This window comes from Paenibacillus sp. PSB04, from assembly GCF_025809195.1.
Classification (GTDB): domain Bacteria; phylum Bacillota; class Bacilli; order Paenibacillales; family Paenibacillaceae; genus Paenibacillus_AQ; species Paenibacillus_AQ favisporus.
Map to the genome: position 1 here is coordinate 1,965,068 of NZ_CP081301.1, position 18,089 is coordinate 1,983,156.

At 57.8% G+C, this 18,089-nt stretch carries 18 protein-coding genes; 16 read left to right on the top strand and 2 right to left on the bottom strand.

All coding sequences use genetic code 11. The features are described from left to right. Positions 1–42: 42 nt before the first annotated feature. The 13 genes from nirB (at position 43) to K2F33_RS09370 (ending at position 12,511) form a co-directional block, all read left to right on the top strand. Positions 43–2,478, top strand: a complete 2,436-nt coding sequence (gene nirB / locus K2F33_RS09310; RefSeq protein WP_076172799.1) for a nitrite reductase large subunit NirB — start codon at positions 43–45, stop codon at positions 2,476–2,478. A gap of 12 nt (positions 2,479–2,490) precedes the next feature. Further along, positions 2,491–2,808, top strand: a complete 318-nt coding sequence (gene nirD / locus K2F33_RS09315) for a nitrite reductase small subunit NirD (RefSeq protein ID WP_076172800.1) — start codon at positions 2,491–2,493, stop codon at positions 2,806–2,808. A 23-nt stretch (positions 2,809–2,831) separates the two neighbouring features. Then, positions 2,832–3,701 carry a formate/nitrite transporter family protein gene (locus K2F33_RS09320; protein WP_263881510.1) on the top strand — a complete coding sequence of 290 codons (870 nt, stop codon included), beginning with the start codon at positions 2,832–2,834 and terminating at the stop codon, positions 3,699–3,701. Then, the gene (cobA, locus tag K2F33_RS09325) at positions 3,698–4,465 is read left to right on the top strand and encodes a uroporphyrinogen-III C-methyltransferase (RefSeq protein ID WP_263881511.1); all 768 of its coding nucleotides are present in this window, start codon (positions 3,698–3,700) and stop codon (positions 4,463–4,465) included. Before K2F33_RS09320 ends, cobA begins: the two co-directional genes overlap by 4 nt. Before the next feature lie 385 nt (positions 4,466–4,850). Continuing rightward, on the top strand, positions 4,851–5,375 hold the full coding sequence (locus K2F33_RS09330) for an RNA polymerase sigma factor (RefSeq protein WP_263881512.1): 525 nt from the start codon (positions 4,851–4,853) through the stop codon (positions 5,373–5,375). Then, the gene (locus K2F33_RS09335) at positions 5,368–6,765 is read left to right on the top strand and encodes a DUF4179 domain-containing protein (RefSeq protein WP_263881513.1); all 1,398 of its coding nucleotides are present in this window, start codon (positions 5,368–5,370) and stop codon (positions 6,763–6,765) included. Before K2F33_RS09330 ends, K2F33_RS09335 begins: the two co-directional genes overlap by 8 nt. 187 nt (positions 6,766–6,952) lie before the next feature. Then, positions 6,953–7,363, top strand: a complete 411-nt coding sequence (locus K2F33_RS09340) for a DUF4395 domain-containing protein (protein WP_076172803.1) — start codon at positions 6,953–6,955, stop codon at positions 7,361–7,363. Positions 7,364–7,578: 215 nt separating this feature from the next. Further along, a complete protein-coding gene (locus K2F33_RS09345; RefSeq protein ID WP_306433700.1) occupies positions 7,579–8,637 on the top strand; it encodes a lactonase family protein in 1,059 nt (352 codons plus the stop codon). A 128-nt stretch (positions 8,638–8,765) separates the two neighbouring features. Further along, positions 8,766–8,954 carry a hypothetical protein gene (locus K2F33_RS09350; protein ID WP_076172805.1) on the top strand — a complete coding sequence of 63 codons (189 nt, stop codon included), beginning with the start codon at positions 8,766–8,768 and terminating at the stop codon, positions 8,952–8,954. Between the two features lie 278 nt (positions 8,955–9,232). Next, positions 9,233–10,357: a sulfate ABC transporter substrate-binding protein gene (locus K2F33_RS09355; protein WP_089549137.1), complete on the top strand. Its 1,125-nt coding sequence runs from the start codon at positions 9,233–9,235 to the stop codon at positions 10,355–10,357. A gap of 41 nt (positions 10,358–10,398) precedes the next feature. Then, on the top strand, positions 10,399–11,232 hold the full coding sequence (cysT, locus tag K2F33_RS09360) for a sulfate ABC transporter permease subunit CysT (RefSeq protein WP_076172807.1): 834 nt from the start codon (positions 10,399–10,401) through the stop codon (positions 11,230–11,232). A gap of 74 nt (positions 11,233–11,306) precedes the next feature. Further along, the gene (cysW, locus tag K2F33_RS09365; RefSeq protein WP_089549136.1) at positions 11,307–12,167 is read left to right on the top strand and encodes a sulfate ABC transporter permease subunit CysW; all 861 of its coding nucleotides are present in this window, start codon (positions 11,307–11,309) and stop codon (positions 12,165–12,167) included. 125 nt (positions 12,168–12,292) lie between these two features. After that, positions 12,293–12,511, top strand: coding sequence for a YezD family protein (locus tag K2F33_RS09370; RefSeq protein ID WP_076172809.1), 219 nt, complete (start codon positions 12,293–12,295; stop codon positions 12,509–12,511). 236 nt (positions 12,512–12,747) lie between these two features. Here K2F33_RS09370 and K2F33_RS09375 read toward each other — a convergent pair whose 3' ends face one another. Together K2F33_RS09375 and K2F33_RS09380 are read right to left on the bottom strand one after the other, a co-directional pair. Beyond that, a complete protein-coding gene (locus K2F33_RS09375; RefSeq protein ID WP_076172810.1) occupies positions 12,748–13,611 on the bottom strand; it encodes a hypothetical protein in 864 nt (287 codons plus the stop codon). 417 nt (positions 13,612–14,028) lie between these two features. Then, on the bottom strand, positions 14,029–14,679 hold the full coding sequence (locus K2F33_RS09380; RefSeq protein WP_145138500.1) for an MgtC/SapB family protein: 651 nt from the start codon (positions 14,677–14,679) through the stop codon (positions 14,029–14,031). 174 nt (positions 14,680–14,853) lie between these two features. Between K2F33_RS09380 and K2F33_RS09385 the strand changes: the two genes are divergently transcribed. The 3 genes from K2F33_RS09385 (at position 14,854) to K2F33_RS09395 (ending at position 18,077) form a co-directional block, all read left to right on the top strand. Further along, positions 14,854–15,576, top strand: coding sequence for a DUF421 domain-containing protein (locus K2F33_RS09385; RefSeq protein WP_089549134.1), 723 nt, complete (start codon positions 14,854–14,856; stop codon positions 15,574–15,576). Between the two features lie 79 nt (positions 15,577–15,655). After that, positions 15,656–16,288 (top strand): NAD(P)-dependent oxidoreductase, encoded by a 633-nt coding sequence (locus K2F33_RS09390; RefSeq protein WP_263882325.1) that lies wholly within the window; start codon positions 15,656–15,658, stop codon positions 16,286–16,288. Between the two features lie 160 nt (positions 16,289–16,448). Continuing rightward, positions 16,449–18,077: an NAD(P)H-hydrate dehydratase gene (locus tag K2F33_RS09395; RefSeq protein WP_263881514.1), complete on the top strand. Its 1,629-nt coding sequence runs from the start codon at positions 16,449–16,451 to the stop codon at positions 18,075–18,077. The last annotated feature ends 12 nt before the right edge of the window (positions 18,078–18,089 follow it).

Below are 18,089 nucleotides of genomic sequence, written 5' to 3' on the forward strand. Positions count from 1 at the left end.
CAAGATTCAGAAGATTGGACTATTGAGGGGAGCGGAAGAGACATGGCGACGAAAAAGCTGGTCATGGTCGGTAACGGGATGGCGGGGGTAAGAGCGCTGGAGCATCTGCTGAAGCTGGCGCCGGATGCGTACGAAATCACGATTTTCGGGGCGGAGCCTTATCCCAACTACAATCGGATCATGCTGTCATCGGTCCTTGCGGGCGGTGCGGATATTCAGGAAATTGTGATCAACGACTGGGACTGGTACAAAGAGAACCGGATTCAACTATATGCCGGGCACATGGTGACCCGAATCGATACGAAAAACCGCGTTGTTTACTCCGATCAAGGTGCAGAGGCGAAATATGACGTGCTGATTATGGCGACGGGCTCCAATCCGTTCATGCTCCCGCTTCCGGGCGCAGATAAGGAAGGGGTCATCGCCTTCCGGGATATCAAGGACTGCGAAATGATGATGGAGACGTCCAAGAAGCACAAAAAAGCTGTGGTCATCGGCGGCGGGCTGCTGGGACTCGAAGCGGCGAGAGGGCTGCTGCACCTCGGCATGGACGTCTCGGTCGTCCATATCCATCCTTATTTAATGGAGCGTCAGCTGGACGAAACCGCATCGCGGATGCTGCAGCGGGAGTTGGAAGCCCAAGGGATGACGTTTCTGCTGAGCAAGCATTCCGAGTCGATTATGGGACGCAAGCGGGTCAAGGAACTTCGCTTCACCGACGGCACCCGGGTCGACGCCGATTTAATCGTTATGGCGGTCGGCATCCGGCCGAATGTGGCCTTGGCGAAGTCCGCCGGAATTGAGGTCAACCGGGGCATCGTCGTCAACGATTATATGGAAACGAACATTCCCGGCATCTATGCTGTCGGCGAGTGCGCGGAGCACCGGGGCATCGCCTACGGACTGGTCGCTCCCCTGTATGAACAAGGGGCGGTGCTCGCCAAACGGCTTGCGGGCGTCGATACCGCCGGTTATGCCGGCTCCGTGACTTCCACCAAATTGAAGGTGTCGGGTGTAGATGTATTCTCCGCGGGGCATTTTGCCGAGCCGGAGGGCACCAGGGCGTTGCGCTACCAAGATGAAGTGGAGGGTGTGTATAAAAAGATCGTCATCCACGACGACCGGCTCGTCGGCGCCGTTTTGTTCGGGGACACGGGCGACGGCTCCAAGCTGTTCTCGCTGATGAAGAGCCGGGAATCGGTCAAGGGCCGGGAAAAGGAGCTGCTGCTCGGCTTCGCTGTCGGCGCGGGAGCTTCCGTATCGCCGGAAGAACGGCTGGCCAGTCTGCCGGATGACGAGATCATCTGCGGCTGCAACGGCGTCACCAAAGAGACGATCAAGGACGCGATCCTGAACAAAAATTGCACGACCGTGTCGTCGGTTAAGGCTTGCACCAAAGCGTCTGGATCCTGCGGCGGCTGCAAGCCGCTCGTAGAGGGACTGGTTCAGCTCTATGCGGGTGATGCGGCAGGAGAGCCGGTCAAAGAAGGCATATGCGGCTGCACGACGCTGAACCGGGACGAAATCGTCGCGGAAATCTCCCGGATGGGACTGAAGTCGATCAAAGAAGTGATGAATGTGCTGGGCTGGAACAATCCCGAAGGCTGTTCCAAGTGCCGTCCATCGCTGAACTACTATTTGGGCATGCTGTTCCCCGAGTCTTATAAGGATGAAAAAGAATCCCGGTTCACCAACGAGAGATACCACGGGAACATTCAGAAGGACGGAACCTATTCCGTAGTGCCGCGGATTTACGGCGGCGTCACTTCTCCGTCCGAGCTGAAGAAAATCGCCGAGGTTGCCGAGAAATTCGACGTGCCGATGGTCAAGATCACCGGCGGGCAGCGGATCGACCTGCTTGGCGTCAAAAAGGAGGATCTCCCGAAAATGTGGGAGGAGCTCGACATGCCTTCCGGTTATGCTTACGGCAAAGCGCTCCGCACGGTCAAAACCTGCGTCGGTTCAACCTTTTGCCGGTTCGGTACCCAGGACTCCATCGGCATGGGCATCCGGCTTGAAAAAGAGCTGGAACGTCTGAGTACACCTGCGAAGGTGAAGCTGGCCGTATCGGGATGTCCGCGGAACTGCGCGGAAGCGACGATTAAGGATTTCGGCGTGGTCGCCATCGATGGCGGCTGGGAGCTTCATGTCGGCGGCAACGGCGGCGTGCATGTGCGGGCAACCGAACTGCTCTGCGTCGTGAAAACCGAGGATGAAGTAGTGGAGTGGGCGAGTGCCTTTATTCAATATTACCGCGAGCATGCGCAGTGGAACGAACGGACTTCGGTCTGGATTGAGCGGGTCGGGCTGGACAGCGTGAAGAAGGCGCTGGAGAAGAAGGAAGACCGCGAGGCTCTCCATGCGCGGCTGAAGCTGGCGCTCAGCACGCAGAAGGATCCGTGGAAGGAGATTTTGTCCGACAAGGAACTCCGCAAAAACTTTGAACCTCTGCCGAATGCAGAGCCTGTGAAGAACTAAGGGGGAAACGGGATGGTTAAACATCTGATCGGAAATATAGCGGAAATCGATCCGAAAGGATCGCGAACGGTAGTGCTGGAGGGAACGGAGATTGCCTTGTTCCGCTTAAGCGACGGGGATATTTTGGCGGTGGAGAACAAGTGCCCGCACAAAGGGGGAAAGCTCTCCGAGGGCATGGTGTGCGGCAAGGATGTGCATTGTCCGCTGCACGACTGGAAAATCGACCTGCGCAGCGGTTGCGTGCAGGAGCCGGATACCGGCAAGGTCAGCACCTATGAGGTTGAGGTGGATCCGGTAAGCGGGGCAATTTATTGCCTGACGGAATCTTAAGCGAGAGGGAGGAGGAGCAGCCGATGGATTACGTAAAACCAGGCGAGGTTCTAAATGACATGATTGAGGGAGGCGCGAACAAAGCAAAGCTGAGTCCGGGGCAAATGCTGGTGCGCAGCATGCTCGCGGGGGCGATTCTGGCCTGTGCCACGACGTTGGCCTTTACCGCTTCATCCCAAACGAATATTCCGATGGCCGGTGCGCTTATTTTTCCCGTAGGCTTTGTGATTATCGTGCTGCTCAGGCTGGAGCTGGTGACGGGGAGCTTTGCGCTCATTCCGCTGGCGGTGCTGCAGAAAAAGGCCTCGGTCCGCTCTATGCTCGGCAATTATGGCTGGGTCATCCTCGGCCATGTGATCGGCTGCCTGGTCTATGCGGTGCTGTACGGCCTGACCATTACCAAAATGGGGCACGACATGAGCAGCCCGCTTGTCCAGACGATCATCAAGACGAGCGAAGCAAAGACGCTGGCCTATAAGGAGCTCGGCGGCGAAGGCCTGCTGCTGGTCGTGATCAAGGCGATGCTGTGCAACTGGATGGTGACGCTGGGCGTGGTCATGGCGTTCACGTCCAAGTCCACCGCTGGCAAAATCGCTGCGATGTGGCTGCCGATCCTCATCTTCTTCGGCCAGGGATTCGAGCACGCCGTCGTCAATATGTTCGTCATTCCGGCCGGGATGATGCTGGGCGCCAACGTCAGCTTTGCCGATTGGTGGCTGTGGAACCAGATCCCTGTGCTGATCGGCAACTTCATTGGCGGCGCTTTGTTTACGGGCGTAGCATATTACGTGTCCATCCGCGGGTTTGGCAGAAGTAAATCCGGAGCGATCGGATCGGCCGGAGCCCGCGGCTCCATGGAGGCGGCGGCTGTGTCTGCCGAACGCGGCCGATGAAGCCGGGCATGGTGTCTATCGTCGGCGCCGGTCCCGGTGATCCGGAGCTCATTACGATAAAGGCGCTCCGGCGGATCCAGGAGGCGGATGTCATCTTGTATGACCGCCTGGTGAACAAGGAACTGCTTGGGTATGCGAAGAAAGGCGCGGCGCTCGTCTACGTCGGCAAGGCGCCGGGACAGCATGCGGTGCCGCAGGCGGAAATCCATGAGCAGCTCGCCGCGTTCGCCATGAAGGGCAAACAGGTCGTGCGGCTGAAAGGCGGCGATCCGCTGATCTTCGGCCGCGGCGGCGAAGAGGCACAGGAGATGGCGCTGCGCGGCATCCCGTTCGAGTTCGTGCCGGGCGTTACCTCGGCGATCGGCGCCGCCTCGTCGGCGGGTATCCCGCTGACCCACCGCGGGCGGAGCGCCTCGGTCGCCTTCGTCAGCGGCTCGAGCAGTGCCGGCCGAGAGCAGGGTCCCCGCTGGGACCTGCTCGCCCAGGGCGTCGACACCCTGGTCGTGTACATGGGTGTCGCCGGCATGGCCGATATCTGCCGCGAGCTGATCGCTCACGGCCGGCCGCATTCGGCCCCGGCTGCGATCGTCGAGCAGGGGACGAGCGAGCAGGAGCGGGTCATTACCGGCACGGTGGGCAGCATCCACAAGCTGGCTTCCCTCATGCACGTCAAAAACCCGGCCTTGCTCATTTTCGGCGAGGTGGTGCATGTGCGGGAGCAGCTGCTCCGCCTGGCCGAGGAGGCTGAGGAGCGGATCGGGTAACTTTAGGAAAGCCGTGAGAAGGGACAACCGAAGGAGGTTCCGGTCTAATCGAACGGCTGACTGAAAAACAGGGAAGGACCGTCGTTAAGCAGGCAAGGACTGCTTAACGACGGTCCTTTTTTTGCTTATTTGGCCTCAGGGGGATGGGCGTTCCTGAGAGCCAGGATATCTTTTTTTGAAAAAAGTGAACTTCAACTAAAACCGTTCCATGCTTTCCGCAGTCTTTTTAGAGTATAGAATTTTAAATATTCAGCGGAGCTGAAGGTCTATACTCGCAGGACAAACTTCGCGGTCTGTCTTCTTTGAAAGTACGACGATAGATGTTTGTCTTGTATATACAGACGCTGGCAGGGCCAACGAAGGGGAGAGGGAAAGGGGTCTGACGATGGAACAAACCGAGCTGGCCGCCGCAGCATGCCGCGGAGACGAGCGGGCTTTTCACATCCTGGTGTCCGGGCAGCAGAGGCGCTTGTATGGCATTGCCTACAGCTATCTGCATCATGAGCAGGATGCGCTTGAAGCGGTGCAGGAAGCGGTATGCCGGGCCTGGATCAAGTGCGGAAAGCTGAAGGATCCGGGAGCGTTTATCCCGTGGCTGATCCGGATCCTGATCAACTGCTGCGTGGATGAGCAGAAGCGCAAGAAGAGGGTGCAGCCGCTTCCGGACCATGCGGACATCCGGTCGAACGAAATGATCAGCGACAGCAAAATCGATCTGGAGCGTGCACTGGACCGTATGAAACCGAAGTACAGGCACGTGTTGATGCTGAAATATTATGAGGACATGACCTTAACCGAAATAGCCCGGGTGCTGGACCGGCCGGAGGGCACAGTGAAAACATGGCTGCATCAAGGTCTTAAGCAGCTGCGGGGAAAAATGGAGACGGGAGGCGAGTTGTTTCATGGGTGAGGAAAAGGAGCGTCTGCTGGAGCAGTACTTTCAGTCCGCGGCCATTGCGAGCCGGCGGATCCCTGAGCCGCTGCTGGAGGAAGCAGTGGCGGCCGGCCTGAACCGCGGCAAGCGGATCAGGCGCAGCCGGACGATCATGCGCCGATCCGCGTTTTTCATTGGGGCGGTGGCGGCAGCGGTGATACTTGGGATTGGGATCGCATTTCCGCAGGCCTACAACCCTTCCGAGGTGAGCGGCTTGGCGGCCAAGCTATTGGGCAGGGAAGAGGTCCCCGATTATGTCGAGCAGCTGGCCGGGGACCGGGGGATTTTGCGGGAAGCGCTGGACGACGGGAAATACCAGGCGGTCGCGCGGACGGCTTCCTATGGTGGGTACCAGGTTACGGTGGACGGCATGCTGACGGACCTGAACCATGTCGTCCTGTTCTATACGTCCCGCAGCGATGCCGGGGAGCGGATTACGCCGGATTCGCCAAGGCTGTTCACTCTTGGATATGATCCATTGAACGCCGTCCAGTTCAAGGCAGGCTCACAGCAGTTAAAAGGTGTTACGGAAGAGGGCGGGATCTATCACGACATGATCATTTTTGATCTTCCCTTAGGCGAAACGCTGCCGTCCGAGTTTTATTTGGCCGGTCGCTGGCGGAACGAAGGGAGTCGGATCCCCCAAGACGAGTGGCTGGAAGTAAAGATCCCGGTCAAGGTCAATCGGCTGGCTGTTCTGGAGCGGGACATTGATGTCAACCGGACACTGAACTTCGACGGACAGAAAATCAAGGTGACGACCGTGAAGCAGGCCGTTCAGCAGCTGGAGGTTTCCTTACTGGCCGATCCGTCTAACGATAAGCGTGCAGAGAGAATAAATGGGCTGATGTTGTATAACAACCGGAAGGGAGGGTACACCGCGTATAACCTCGTTACGATGGCTTCGAACGGAGAGGGGTGGAAATTGGGTTACCTGGCGCCAGAATACCAGCGCGGCGATCCGCTCATTTTAACAGGAAAAGGGCTGGAAACGGCGTTTGAAGGCGAAATGAAGATGGTGATCAACACCGAGAAGAAGACATTGATTCAAGCTCCGGACAGCCGCCTGCAGCTTAAGAGCATCGAACGGTCAGGCAGCTTTATCCGAATACGTACCGCGATCCAAACCCCATTGCAAGGTCTAGCTTACGTAGCACGACCAAAGATCGGTTTTAAGGATGCGACGGGGGCTGCTTATTACCTTCCGCGGGATGGGGAAATCCACGAACAGTGGCACAGTAACGGGGAGTGGAGCGAATATTATTTTGATATTCCGGCTCGCCAGTACGCCCAGCCGCTGACTTTTGACCTGAGTGATTATCCCGGCGGATTAATCCTGCAGGATTTTAAAATCGAGATCAAGTAAGCTTCACGATGAGAAGGGCTCTGCCGCGACGCAGGGCCTTTTTTCATTGGAGTCGGTAAACGTTTTAGATTATAAAAGATTAATTACGTGAACCACATCGCATTTTATTCCTATTGTACTCATCGGATTAATATTCTATAGTAAGGTCAAAGACCCCAATCTCTTCTTTAAAGGACGGTGAACCCCGATGAAGGAAATTCCGGAACCCTATGTCAAAGCGAATCAGACCGGCATCGTGCTGTTTGTGATCCTGACCGCCGTGTTCAACCAGCCGTACATTTTGCTGGCACTATGGATCATTCAGGTGCTTGGGCTGCTAACAGGAAAAAATGCGTTCGTGCTCCTGGCCAAACCGTTTCTGCGTGTCCAAGGCAAACCGACTCAGGCACTGGAATTGCAGCGGTTCAACAATGTGCTGGCCGTGCTGTTCCTGACACTGTCGCTGCTCTTTTTTGCGCTACAGCTGCCGGTGTTCGGGTATATTTTTGCGGCGATGCTGTTTCTGGCGGCATTTGTAGCGCTGTGCGGTTACTGCATCGGCTGTACGGTGTACTTTCAATACAAGCAGTTTAAGGCGAGAAGACGGATTCATTCATAAACGGGTTTAATATACAGGGAAAGTGGCCGCCCGCCGGTCCGTTCATTTCCATACCATCAGGCGCTCGCAGGAGCGCCTTTTTGCTGCGCCTCTTCTTCATCAGCCGCAGGCAGTCGCCGAGAATAAAATAGGGTAATATATAGAATGAACAACAGAAATGAATCTATAATTAATTCAGATGAGGATCCTATTTTTGAATGGACAAGGAGTGGTGAATGGTGAACCCGGAAAATAAAAGCTTCTTCTATACAGGTACATACGCCCCTGAGGCGGAAAAGGGGATTTTCCTCTGTTCCCTCGACACGGAAACCGGAGAGATGGCCGTCGTGAACGGCCTGCCCGGCATTGCCAATCCCTCGTATCTGACGCTGAACGCGGCGGGGGACCGGCTGTATGCGGTGAGCGAAACGGGAAGCGGCGAAATCTTCGCCTATTCGATCGACAACGAAACCGGCGAGCTGCATCTGCTGGACCGGATGCCGACGGAAGGGGCGGACCCCTGCTATGTCTCCTTGACCCGGGACGGGCAGTTTGCGATGGTGTCCAATTATTCCAGCGGGCATATCAATGTGTTCCGGATCGGCGAAACCGGCGGGCTGGCGGAGATGAGCTCCATCGTCAAGCACAGCGGGCGCAGCATCCGGGACGACCGGCAGGAGGGGCCGCATCCGCACTCGATTTTTCAGGATCCGGAAGGCCGGCTTGTGCTGGTCTGCGACCTGGGGCTGGATGAAATCGTGCTCTACCGCCTGGAAGACGGCAAGCTGGTGACCCATGGGGAAGTAAAAACGACGCCTGGAGCGGGACCGCGGCACTTTGATTTTCATCCGTCCGGCAAGTGGGCGTACGGTATTAACGAGCTCGACAATACGGTAACGGTGTTTGCCTATAACGGGCAGGCCGGGGAATTGAAAGTGCTGCAGAACGTATCTACGCTGCCAGCGGATTTTACCGGGGAGAGCTTCTGCGCCGACATCCATATTTCCCCTTGCGGGCGTTTCCTGTACGGGTCCAACCGGGGAGATGACAGCATCGTCCTGTTCCATATCAACGAGTCGACCGGTGAGCTGACCCCGGTGGATTGGGTGTCGACGGGCGGCGAGTTTCCGCGCAATTTCGCGATCATTTCGGGATACCTTGTAGCGGCAAACCAGAACAAAGGCAATATGCTGTCGTACAAAATCGATTCGGATTCCGGGCGATTGACCCCGACCGGCTTTGCGCTGGAGCTGCCGAAGCCGGTATGCATTCAGCAGTGGGTGAAGGGCGAATAGCAGGCTAATTTCTTAACAACCAAAACCAGGGTTCCATTTTATGGTTCCCCTGGTTTTTTTGTTGTGATACATTGGGGTTAGGCTCCATTGCACATTTCCGATATGACGGAGCGATGAGAGGGGATAGGATGAGGAAGTTCCGATGGCTCGATTACGCGATTGTGTTTGTCCTCGTTTTTGGTCTGGGGATCATCAATATCGTCCCGCCGGCCCATTATGCTGCCGTTGTGGCCAGTCTCGCGGTATCCGCAATGCTGGTCAGTCTGGTGGTCGGCACCGTCACGAACCTGGCGTTCAGGTCCAGAAAGAGAAATTGATTTTTGTGAAAAAAAGGTTTGACAGGTACGTTTCGGCTCACTACAATATACCCATATAACATACTAATCAGGTAGGAATAATTACAAATTGCAGTTCTCACCGTACGGACGGAGGAACCTCTGGAACAGGAGCAGACAGGTCAATTCATGACCGTTTTGTCTGCAGGCTGTGCCGGATTTTCCTCTGTCCTTTTTTGCTTGGCGAACACCGGCCAAACCGAGAATTTCACGATGAATCATGGTCAGGCCGTACATTTTATCACTGGGGAGTGGGTCATATGGTACACGTATGGAGAAGAAAACAAATCGTAAGGCGGGGAGTGAGCGCAGGGCTGGCCCTGCTGCTGGCTGCTGCGCTGGCAGCCTGCGGAAATGGAAGCGGCAGCGGCAGCGGAAGTACGGACAAAGAGGCGGGGGGCACCACCGAAGGGAAAAGCACGGAGGCGCAGGCGGACAGCTCGGCCAAACCGGTTGAACTGCTGAACGTCTCCTACGACCCGACACGGGAGCTGTACGAGAACTACAACAAGGCGTTTGCGGCCTATTGGGAAAAAGAAAAGGGCCAGAAGGTCACAATTAAGCAGTCGCATGGGGGCTCGGGGGCGCAAAGCCGTTCCGTTATCGACGGACTCGAAGCGGATGTAGTCACGTTGGCACTCGGCTATGACATCGATGCGATTCAGAAGAAAGGTCTGATCAACGAAGGCTGGGAAAGCAAATTTGAGCACAACAGCACGCCGTACAGCTCGACGATCGTGTTTCTGGTAAAAAAGGGAAACCCGAAGAACATCAAGGATTGGGGCGATCTGATCAAAGGCGACGTGGAGGTCATCACGCCGAATCCGAAGACATCGGGCGGCGCCCGCTGGAATTACCTGGCGGCGTGGGGCTACGCCTTGAAGCAAAACAATAACGACGAGGCCAAAGCGCAGGAGTTCGTCAAGGAACTGTTCAAGCACGTACCCGTGCTCGACACCGGCGCCCGCGGAGCGACGACAACCTTCGTAGAGCGCGGCATCGGCGACGTGCTGCTTGCCTGGGAGAACGAGGCCATGCTGTCGGTCAAGGAGCTGGGTCCGGACAAATTCGACATCGTCTATCCGTCGGTCAGCATCCTTGCCGAACCGCCGGTCGCCGTCGTTGACAAAGTCGTGGATAAGCGCGGAACCCGCGAGGTAGCCGAAGCTTACCTGAAGTACCTGTACTCGGAGGAAGGCCAAACGATCGCCGCGGAAAACTTCTACCGGCCGACACTGGATAGCGTCAAGGAGAAGTTCAAGGACAAATTCCACGACATCAATCTGTTTACGCTGCAGGATGTGTTCGGAACATGGGATGAGACGCAGCAGAAGCATTTTAGCGACGGAGGCATTTTCGATCAAATTTATACGCCTGGCAGCTGATCGGCGCACACAAGGCCGAAGGCAGGAAAGGATGAACGGTCATGAGTCAAGTGAATGCAGCCCGGCGGAGGGTGCTGCCGGGTTTTGGGCTGACGCTGGGATACAGCGTGCTGTATTTGAGCTTGGTGGTGCTGATCCCGCTGTCGGCGCTCCTCCTAAATTCCACAGGGCTGAGCTGGGACAAATTTTGGCATGTGGCTACCGACCCGCGGGTGCTGGCCTCTTACAAGATCAGCTTTTTGACCTCGGCGGCGGCCGCCCTGATCGACTCGATCCTGGGGCTGCTGATCGCTTGGGTGCTGGTGCGTTACGAGTTTCCCGGTAAAAGGCTGTTTGACGCGCTGATCGACCTGCCCTTTGCGCTTCCGACCGCGGTAGCGGGGGTCGCCCTGACTGCGCTCTACTCGCAAAACGGCTGGATCGGCTCGCTGCTGGAGCCGCTGGGCATCAAGGTGGCCTTTACGCAGCTTGGCATTACGATCGCGCTGATGTTCATCGGCATTCCGTTCGTTGTGCGGACCGTGCAGCCTGTGCTGCAGGACGCGGAGCGGGACGCTGAAGAAGCAGCCGCCACGCTCGGGGCGAAGCGATTCCGGACGTTTCGGACCATCATTTTGCCGGAGCTGATTCCGCCGCTCCTGACGGGCTTTGCCCTGGCGTTCGCACGCGGCATCGGGGAATACGGCTCGGTCGTATTCATTTCCGGCAATATGCCGATGAAGACCGAGATCGCCCCGCTGCTCATCATGTCAAAGCTGGAGCAGTACGATTATGCCGGCGCCGCCGCCGTAGCGATCCTGCTGCTGCTGATCTCGTTTTTGCTGCTGCTCGTCATCAATTCACTGCAGCGGTGGACACGGCGCTCGGTGCGTTAATGCTCCGCCAGGGTTTAACCTGGCCCGTACTATACCCTATGCTCAAGTGTCACTAAGAAAAGGAGGGCTTCCCTATGGCAGGTACCGTGCCCATGACTTCCGTTCAAACGAGTGCCCAGGCCTCGCCGGCCACGACAGAAGCGGCCTGGGTGAAATGGCTGCTAATCGCGGCGGCCGGGCTGGCGATGCTGTGGCTGATCGTGCTGCCGCTGCTCATCGTCCTCACCGAGGCGCTCAAGAAGGGATGGGATGTGTACGTCGCAGCTCTCGCCGATCCAGATGCGCTGTCCGCTCTGAAACTGACGCTCATCGTTGCGCTGGTGACCGTTCCGCTGAACACGGTGTTCGGCATCGCCGCGGCCTGGGCCATTACTAAATTCAAGTTTCGCGGCAAAGGGGCACTGATCACGCTGATCGACCTGCCCTTTGCGGTGTCGCCCGTCATCGGAGGGCTGATCTTCGTGCTCGTGTTTGGGGCGAACGGCTGGTTCGGCCCCTGGCTGAGCGACCACGATATCAAAATCATCTATGCCGTGCCGGGCATCATCCTGGCAACGCTGTTCGTGACCTTTCCCTTCGTGGCGAGGGAATTAATCCCGCTGATGGAGGACCAGGGCACCCAAGAGGAGGAGGCGGCCGTAACGCTGGGCGCACGCGGCTGGCATGTATTTACCAGGGTGACCCTGCCGAATATCAAATGGGGCCTCCTGTACGGGATGATCCTGTGCAACGCCCGCGCTATGGGGGAATTCGGGGCGGTGTCGGTCGTCTCCGGGCATATCCGCGGACAGACGAATACGCTGCCGCTGCATGTTGAAATTTTGTATAACGAATACCAATTCTCGGCGTCGTTTGCGGTGGCGTCGCTGCTCCTGCTGCTGGCGCTGGTCACTCTTCTTTTTAAAAGTTGGCTGTCGTGGAAAAATGCTCATTGACAGCGATTTTACCCGCGTGATAATGTTAAACCATACTAATTTGGTTGGAAAAGAAGGATTATTATTACATTCATCCCCAATGGCTCATATTCCTTAAAATCCAGGAACTAAAGGAGGCGTCAATTGTGGCAAAACCTCTTATCGTTGATGAAGTATGGAAGGAACGTATTGCGAGTCAGCTGAACGATATGGAATTCGGTTCGCTTCACATCGTTGTGCATGAGGGACAGATCGTGCAGATGGAGCGGACGGAACGCAAACGGTTCGAGAACACGCCGGGCAGCTCCGTGAAGGCGGCAGCAAGAGCCGAGCGGAGGACCGGAAGGGAATCCGGGCTGCGCTAGCCGCGAACGCCCCCCGTCAGCATGACGAACGGACAATAAATAACCCCGCTGAATGCCTTGCCTTCCATCGTGGAAGGGGGCAGGACAGCGGGGTTATTTTTTAAGAGATCAGAAAGTATAAGTTTCGGAGCTTCTGCTTCCTGATCTCGCAAGAAAAACTTCCAACGGAAGAAGCGCCAACTCTATTCCACAAGAGGAACGAGGGGGAAGGGCCGCAGGACGCAGGCTGTGGAGACTCAGCGATCCTTCGGATTCTCCTCGTTGTCTTGGGTTACTTCGCGGTGGCCAGCATAGGGCCGGTTCCGGCGGCTGGGCTTGGGGTTCAGGTTAAAGCCGAACAGGAACAGCACCACCTGGACGGCCAGTATGTAAGGTGCCGCGGTCAAACCGAGCAGATGCAGAAGCGCCACCGCGGCGATGATCAAGGCGAGCAGCCGGTACAGAATGCCCGGCGTATCCCTTCGGGTATCCATGATGACCCAGTACAGGAAGAGCGTGGCCGCGAGGCATGAAATGAGCCGCGTCCACAGCTCAAGGCTTGTCCACGACAAGGCGGCGGCGCCGCTGTCCTGAAAGCCGTTATACAGCTGGATGAACCAATACAGGGTGAGGACCAGAGCGGCGAAAGGAACCGCCGGACGGATCATTCTCCAGAAGCTGGTGCCCCAGCCGGGATTGTCTATTTTGCGGATCAGCACCGATTGTTCATGAATCCGCCGGTGGATTTCCCGGTCCAGCATTTTCTGCAGCATCAGGAGCCGGGAGAAATCCCGTTCGCGTATGTAAGCATCGATCATGTCCAGCAGCTCCGGAGTCATCAGCGGGGCCGCCTTGCATTCCTGGAGCAGCTGGACAAGCTGGTCCGGCTCCTGGGCGCCGACATGGGCGGCTTCCACTTCTTCGCCAAGGACGCCCTGCGCCCGGCTGTACAGGGCAAGGGTGCGCTGCAGCAGCTCCAGCCGTGCGGCGGCCTCGGCCCTCAAGGAACGGGATGTGCGGATGTACAGCCAGAGGAAGACGATGACCGCGAGCCCAGCTACGATCAAATTCGACTCCGTTCCGGTCAGCCGGTCAAGGCCGGCCTGTAGAGCAAGGGACAACAGCGCCACCTCCCTTCATTCATTATTATTTTATCAAGATCAGGAATTTCAAAGGTGAAGCTGAATGATTCAATGATCGCAAGAAAAACTTCCGCTAAACGTGGTCTGTCTCCTGTGGATTTGCATCAACAGCTGTTTTTCTTTAGATCATGGAATTTCAAACTTTAGGCGAAGCAAGAAAAATTCAATGATCGCAAGAAAAGCTTCCGCTAAATGTGGTCTGTCTCCTGTGAAGTTTCATCAATAGCCGTTTTTCTTTAGATCATGGAATTTCAAACTTTAGGCGAAGCGAAATAAAATTCAATGATCGCAAGAAAAGCTTCCGCTAAATGTGGTCTGTCTCCTGTGAAGTTTCATCAATAGCCGTTTTTCTTACTATTGCATAACCTTTCCGGGATTTCAACAGGTTAACCTGCGCTACTCGAGGTTTGCGGATAATATATGGGGCAGCTCATCGAGCTCCCGCAGCAGGTCCTGCAGCGTCCCGTTATGCTTGGCCCTGGCCTTGATGTTCAGGTGATACAGGCTGCTGTCGCTCGGGTCTTGTTCGAGCTGGTAGGAGGTCACTGCGATTTTACGCGCCGACAGGCGCTCTAGAATCGGCTTCACGGACTCCTTGTCGTCCAGCTCAAATGAAATGCTGAGCGCTTTGCCGGTTTTGAATATGCTCAGCAGCTCCAGGCCGATCATGACGAGAATCGTGGCGCTGATCCCGGCGGCATACATGCCCGAGCCGATGGTCAGGCCGATGCCGGATGTAGCCCACACGCCGGCCGCGGTCGTCAGGCCGCGCACGCTTTTCCGCTCGATAATGATCATGCCAGCACCTAAAAAGCCGATGCCGCTGACGGCTTGGGCGGCGACCCGGCTCGGGTCGAGCGCCACGTGGTCGTGGTCCATAATGTCGAAGAAACCGTACTTGGATACCAGCATAATTAATGCGCTTCCAACCGCAACGAGAAAGTGGGTGCGCAGCCCCGCCTCCTTGGCCCTCAGCTCCCGCTCAAGGCCGATTACGGCTCCAAGCAGACCGGCCACGGCCAGCCGGACGATAAATTCACCAATCATATGACAACAGCTCCTCTCCATGCTACAAATGTTTTTGCAACCATCCACCGTCCCTAAGGTACTGCTCCCCAGGTAACATTACCCATTCCGCCCGCGGATGCCAATCGGGATTTTCAGCCCCGCCCTGAATTGGGTAAGTATTGAGCAAACGATGAGACACGGGAGGCGGAGGTTATGGATTATGGCATGATCACCATAAAATTAATTACGGGATTCATCGGCTTGTGGCTGATGACCCGGATTCTCGGGAAAAAGGAAATTTCCCAGCTGACCCCCTTCGACTTCGTCTCCTCGCTTATGCTGAGCGAGCTGGTGGGGAATACGGTATACCAGAAGGACGTCCACTATGGCCAGCTCCTGTTCGGACTGGCGGTTTGGTTCATCCTATCGTATTTATTTGAAAAAGTCACCCAGTATGCACGCCGAACCAGGGGGCCTTTGGAGGGTACGCCTTCCATATTAATACACAACGGGAAAGTGGATATGCGGGAAATGAAAAAGAACCGGCTGGATTTTGAGCAGCTGCGCATGATGCTGCGTCAAAAGGATATTTTTTCCCTGCGCGAGGTTGCTTATGCCATCTTTGAAACGAACGGCTCGCTCAGCGTTCTGAAGAACGCGGATTTTGAGGCGGTCCAAAAACAGGATCTGGATCTGGATACGGATCCATCCGGCCTGACCTATAATCTGCTGGAGGATGGGGATTATAACGACGACAAATTGCAGCAGATCGGCAGAGACCGGAATTGGCTGGCGGCCATGCTGAAGGAAAAAGGCTTCAGCGATCCCGGCAAGCTGGCCTATGTCGAATGGGAGGAAGGGAAAGGATTATACATTTTGCAGCATAACCGGGAAGGGCAGACGGAGAGCGGACGGCTGCAAAAAGCGGAAGGATAGCATGCGGAAGACAGGTCATGTAGAATAATAACAGGCATAACAGCGAAGGAGACAATAACCTATGGAAACGATCAATGCAATGCATATTACGATATTTGGAGCCAGTGGACAGGTCGGAAAAGCCATCGTTCGTGAAGCGCTGAAGCGCGGGCACGGAGTCACGGCTGTCGTGCGGGATCCCGCCAAGCTGACCGAGGAGCATGAACGGCTGAACGTGGTGACCGGAAACATTCTGGACCCTGCATCGGTGGCCAGCGTATGCGAGGGGCAGGACGCGGTCATCAGCGCGTACGGTCCGACGTTTGGCGAGGAGCAGGAGCTGCTGGAAGCCGCGCGTTCGCTCATCGAGGGCGTACAGCGTGCCGGCGTGAAGCGGCTGCTCATCGTCGGCGGGGCGGGCAGCCTGAAGACTGGACCGGATACGCTGCTGATGGATACGCCGGAATTTCCGCAGGAGCTGGTGCCGCTGGCCAGGGCGCATGCGGATGCATACGATATTTACAGACTGTCAGATCTGGATTACAGCTATCTCAGCCCGGCGGCGGTGCTGGAAACCGGACGGCGCACCGGCAACTTCCGGATCGGCATGGACATGCTCATCACCGATGAGATGGGCAGCAGCCGGATTTCGGTCGAAGATCTGGCCGCTGCCCTGATCGACGAAATGGAAGACCCGTATTTCGTCCGCACCCGGTTTACGGTAGCTTACTAGGTTAGTGACGGTTCTCCGCGGACGGGCTGCTTCTATATTAAGCATCCGGGCGGAGGCTGCCTTAGAATTGAACAATACGAGGGTCCCTTTAAAACAGCTGGATGACATCGAAGACAACCCCACATCTGTGGGGTTGTTTCATATAAGGAGGAGACGGCAGATGTATATCGTGACATCCGACGAAATGAGAGAGCTGGATCGCCGAACGATCGAGGAGGTCGGCATCCCGGCGGTAGCGCTGATGGAGAACGCCGGCAGAGCCATCGCGGAGGAGGTGATCCGGTGGTGCCGGGAGCGCCGTGATGCAAGCGGCGGCAGCCGGAAAGGCGCCGAGTCCAAGAATGGAAGCCCGGGCGATCTTGTGCCGGCGGTGCAAGGAGATGCCGCGCTCCGGCTGGAGGAACCGGAGCGCGAACATTGGCTCGTCCTTGCCGGCAAGGGCAACAACGGCGGGGACGGCCTGGTCGCGGCGCGGTACTTGCGTGAAGCGGGCATGCGCGTCACGATCGTGTACGCCGTAGAGCCCGGCAGTCTCAACGGCGAGGCAGCGCTGCAGCGGGACGCGGCCCGCGCATTGGGCATCCCGTTGCTCGTCCACGGCCGGGACGACGTGGACTTCACCGCCTGCACGGGCATCGTGGATGCCCTGCTCGGCACCGGCAGCCGCGGTGCGCCGCGCGGCGCCTACGCCGAGCTGATTGCCGCGGCGAACGGCAGCGGCAGGGACATCGTGTCGGCGGACATCCCGAGCGGGCTGGACGCCGACACGGGGGCCGTGCACGATCCCTGCATCCGTGCACGGCGGACCGTATGCCTCGCGTTCCTGAAGCGAGGCCTGGCGCAGTTTCCCGGCGCGGAAGACGCCGGGGAGATCGTGGTGCGCGCCATCGGCATCCCCGCGCTGCTGTGCGCGCAGCAGAACGTCAGCACGTTCCTGCTGACGGAGGAGGTGCTGCGCACGCAGCTTGGGGTCGATACGGCGCGCCGCCGCTCGCCGGACGGCCATAAAGGCACGTACGGCCACGTGCTTGTAGCGGCGGGCAGCCTGCCGATGAGCGGCGCGGGCCTGCTCTGCTCGCGGGCGGCCCTGCGCGCCGGCAGCGGCCTCGTCACCTGGGCGCTGCCCGGTCCGCTGCTGCCGCATATGGCGGGCGCCGCGCCGGAGGTCATGCTCGCCTCGGCGACCGCCGCCGACTGGCACGAGGCCTCCGCCGCCCGCGTGCTCGAGCTGCTGGCTGGGCGCGATGTGCTCGCCGTCGGCCCCGGGCTGGGGCGCTTCGAGGGCGACGGACGCTGGCTGCGCACGCTCTGGGAGGAGGCGGCATGCCCGATGGTCGTCGACGCCGACGCGCTCAACATGCTGGCCGCCAGCGACGACCCGGACGCGTGGAAGCCGCGCCAGGCGGACACGGTGCTGACACCCCATCCCGGCGAAATGGCGCGGCTGGCCGGCTTGTCCACCGCCGAGGTGCAGCGTGACCGGATTCGCCTGGCGTCCGAATACGCCAAGGCGCACCGGGTGACGCTGGTGCTCAAGGGCGCACGGACGGTCATCGCCACGCCGGACGGCGATGCGTTCGTGAACGCGACCGGCAGCCCGGGCATGGCGACCGGGGGCGCCGGCGACGTGCTGACTGGCATCATCGCCGGGCTGCTGGCCCAGGGCGCAAGCGGTCCGCAGGCGGCCGCGTTCGGCGTGTACCTGCACGGACTGGCCGGCGAAGCGGCGGCTTGGCGCCGCGCCCATCCGGCATCCCTCGTGGCGGGCGATATCATCGAAGCGCTGTAGCCGGCTTGAGCG

Bases quoted from the DNA above. Each gene is read 5' to 3' on its own strand.
- nirB (WP_076172799.1), top strand. From the start codon at position 43: ATGGCGACGAAAAAGCTGGTCATGGTCGGTAACGGGATGGCGGGGGTA.
- nirD (WP_076172800.1), top strand. From the start codon at position 2,491: ATGGTTAAACATCTGATCGGAAATATAGCGGAAATCGATCCGAAAGGA.
- K2F33_RS09320 (WP_263881510.1), top strand. From the start codon at position 2,832: ATGGATTACGTAAAACCAGGCGAGGTTCTAAATGACATGATTGAGGGA.
- cobA (WP_263881511.1), top strand. From the start codon at position 3,698: ATGAAGCCGGGCATGGTGTCTATCGTCGGCGCCGGTCCCGGTGATCCG.
- K2F33_RS09330 (WP_263881512.1), top strand. From the start codon at position 4,851: ATGGAACAAACCGAGCTGGCCGCCGCAGCATGCCGCGGAGACGAGCGG.
- K2F33_RS09335 (WP_263881513.1), top strand. From the start codon at position 5,368: ATGGGTGAGGAAAAGGAGCGTCTGCTGGAGCAGTACTTTCAGTCCGCG.
- K2F33_RS09340 (WP_076172803.1), top strand. From the start codon at position 6,953: ATGAAGGAAATTCCGGAACCCTATGTCAAAGCGAATCAGACCGGCATC.
- K2F33_RS09345 (WP_306433700.1), top strand. From the start codon at position 7,579: ATGGTGAACCCGGAAAATAAAAGCTTCTTCTATACAGGTACATACGCC.
- K2F33_RS09350 (WP_076172805.1), top strand. From the start codon at position 8,766: ATGAGGAAGTTCCGATGGCTCGATTACGCGATTGTGTTTGTCCTCGTT.
- K2F33_RS09355 (WP_089549137.1), top strand. From the start codon at position 9,233: ATGGTACACGTATGGAGAAGAAAACAAATCGTAAGGCGGGGAGTGAGC.
- cysT (WP_076172807.1), top strand. From the start codon at position 10,399: ATGAGTCAAGTGAATGCAGCCCGGCGGAGGGTGCTGCCGGGTTTTGGG.
- cysW (WP_089549136.1), top strand. From the start codon at position 11,307: ATGGCAGGTACCGTGCCCATGACTTCCGTTCAAACGAGTGCCCAGGCC.
- K2F33_RS09380 (WP_145138500.1), bottom strand. From the start codon at position 14,679: ATGATTGGTGAATTTATCGTCCGGCTGGCCGTGGCCGGTCTGCTTGGA.
- K2F33_RS09385 (WP_089549134.1), top strand. From the start codon at position 14,854: ATGGATTATGGCATGATCACCATAAAATTAATTACGGGATTCATCGGC.
- K2F33_RS09390 (WP_263882325.1), top strand. From the start codon at position 15,656: ATGCATATTACGATATTTGGAGCCAGTGGACAGGTCGGAAAAGCCATC.
- K2F33_RS09395 (WP_263881514.1), top strand. From the start codon at position 16,449: ATGTATATCGTGACATCCGACGAAATGAGAGAGCTGGATCGCCGAACG.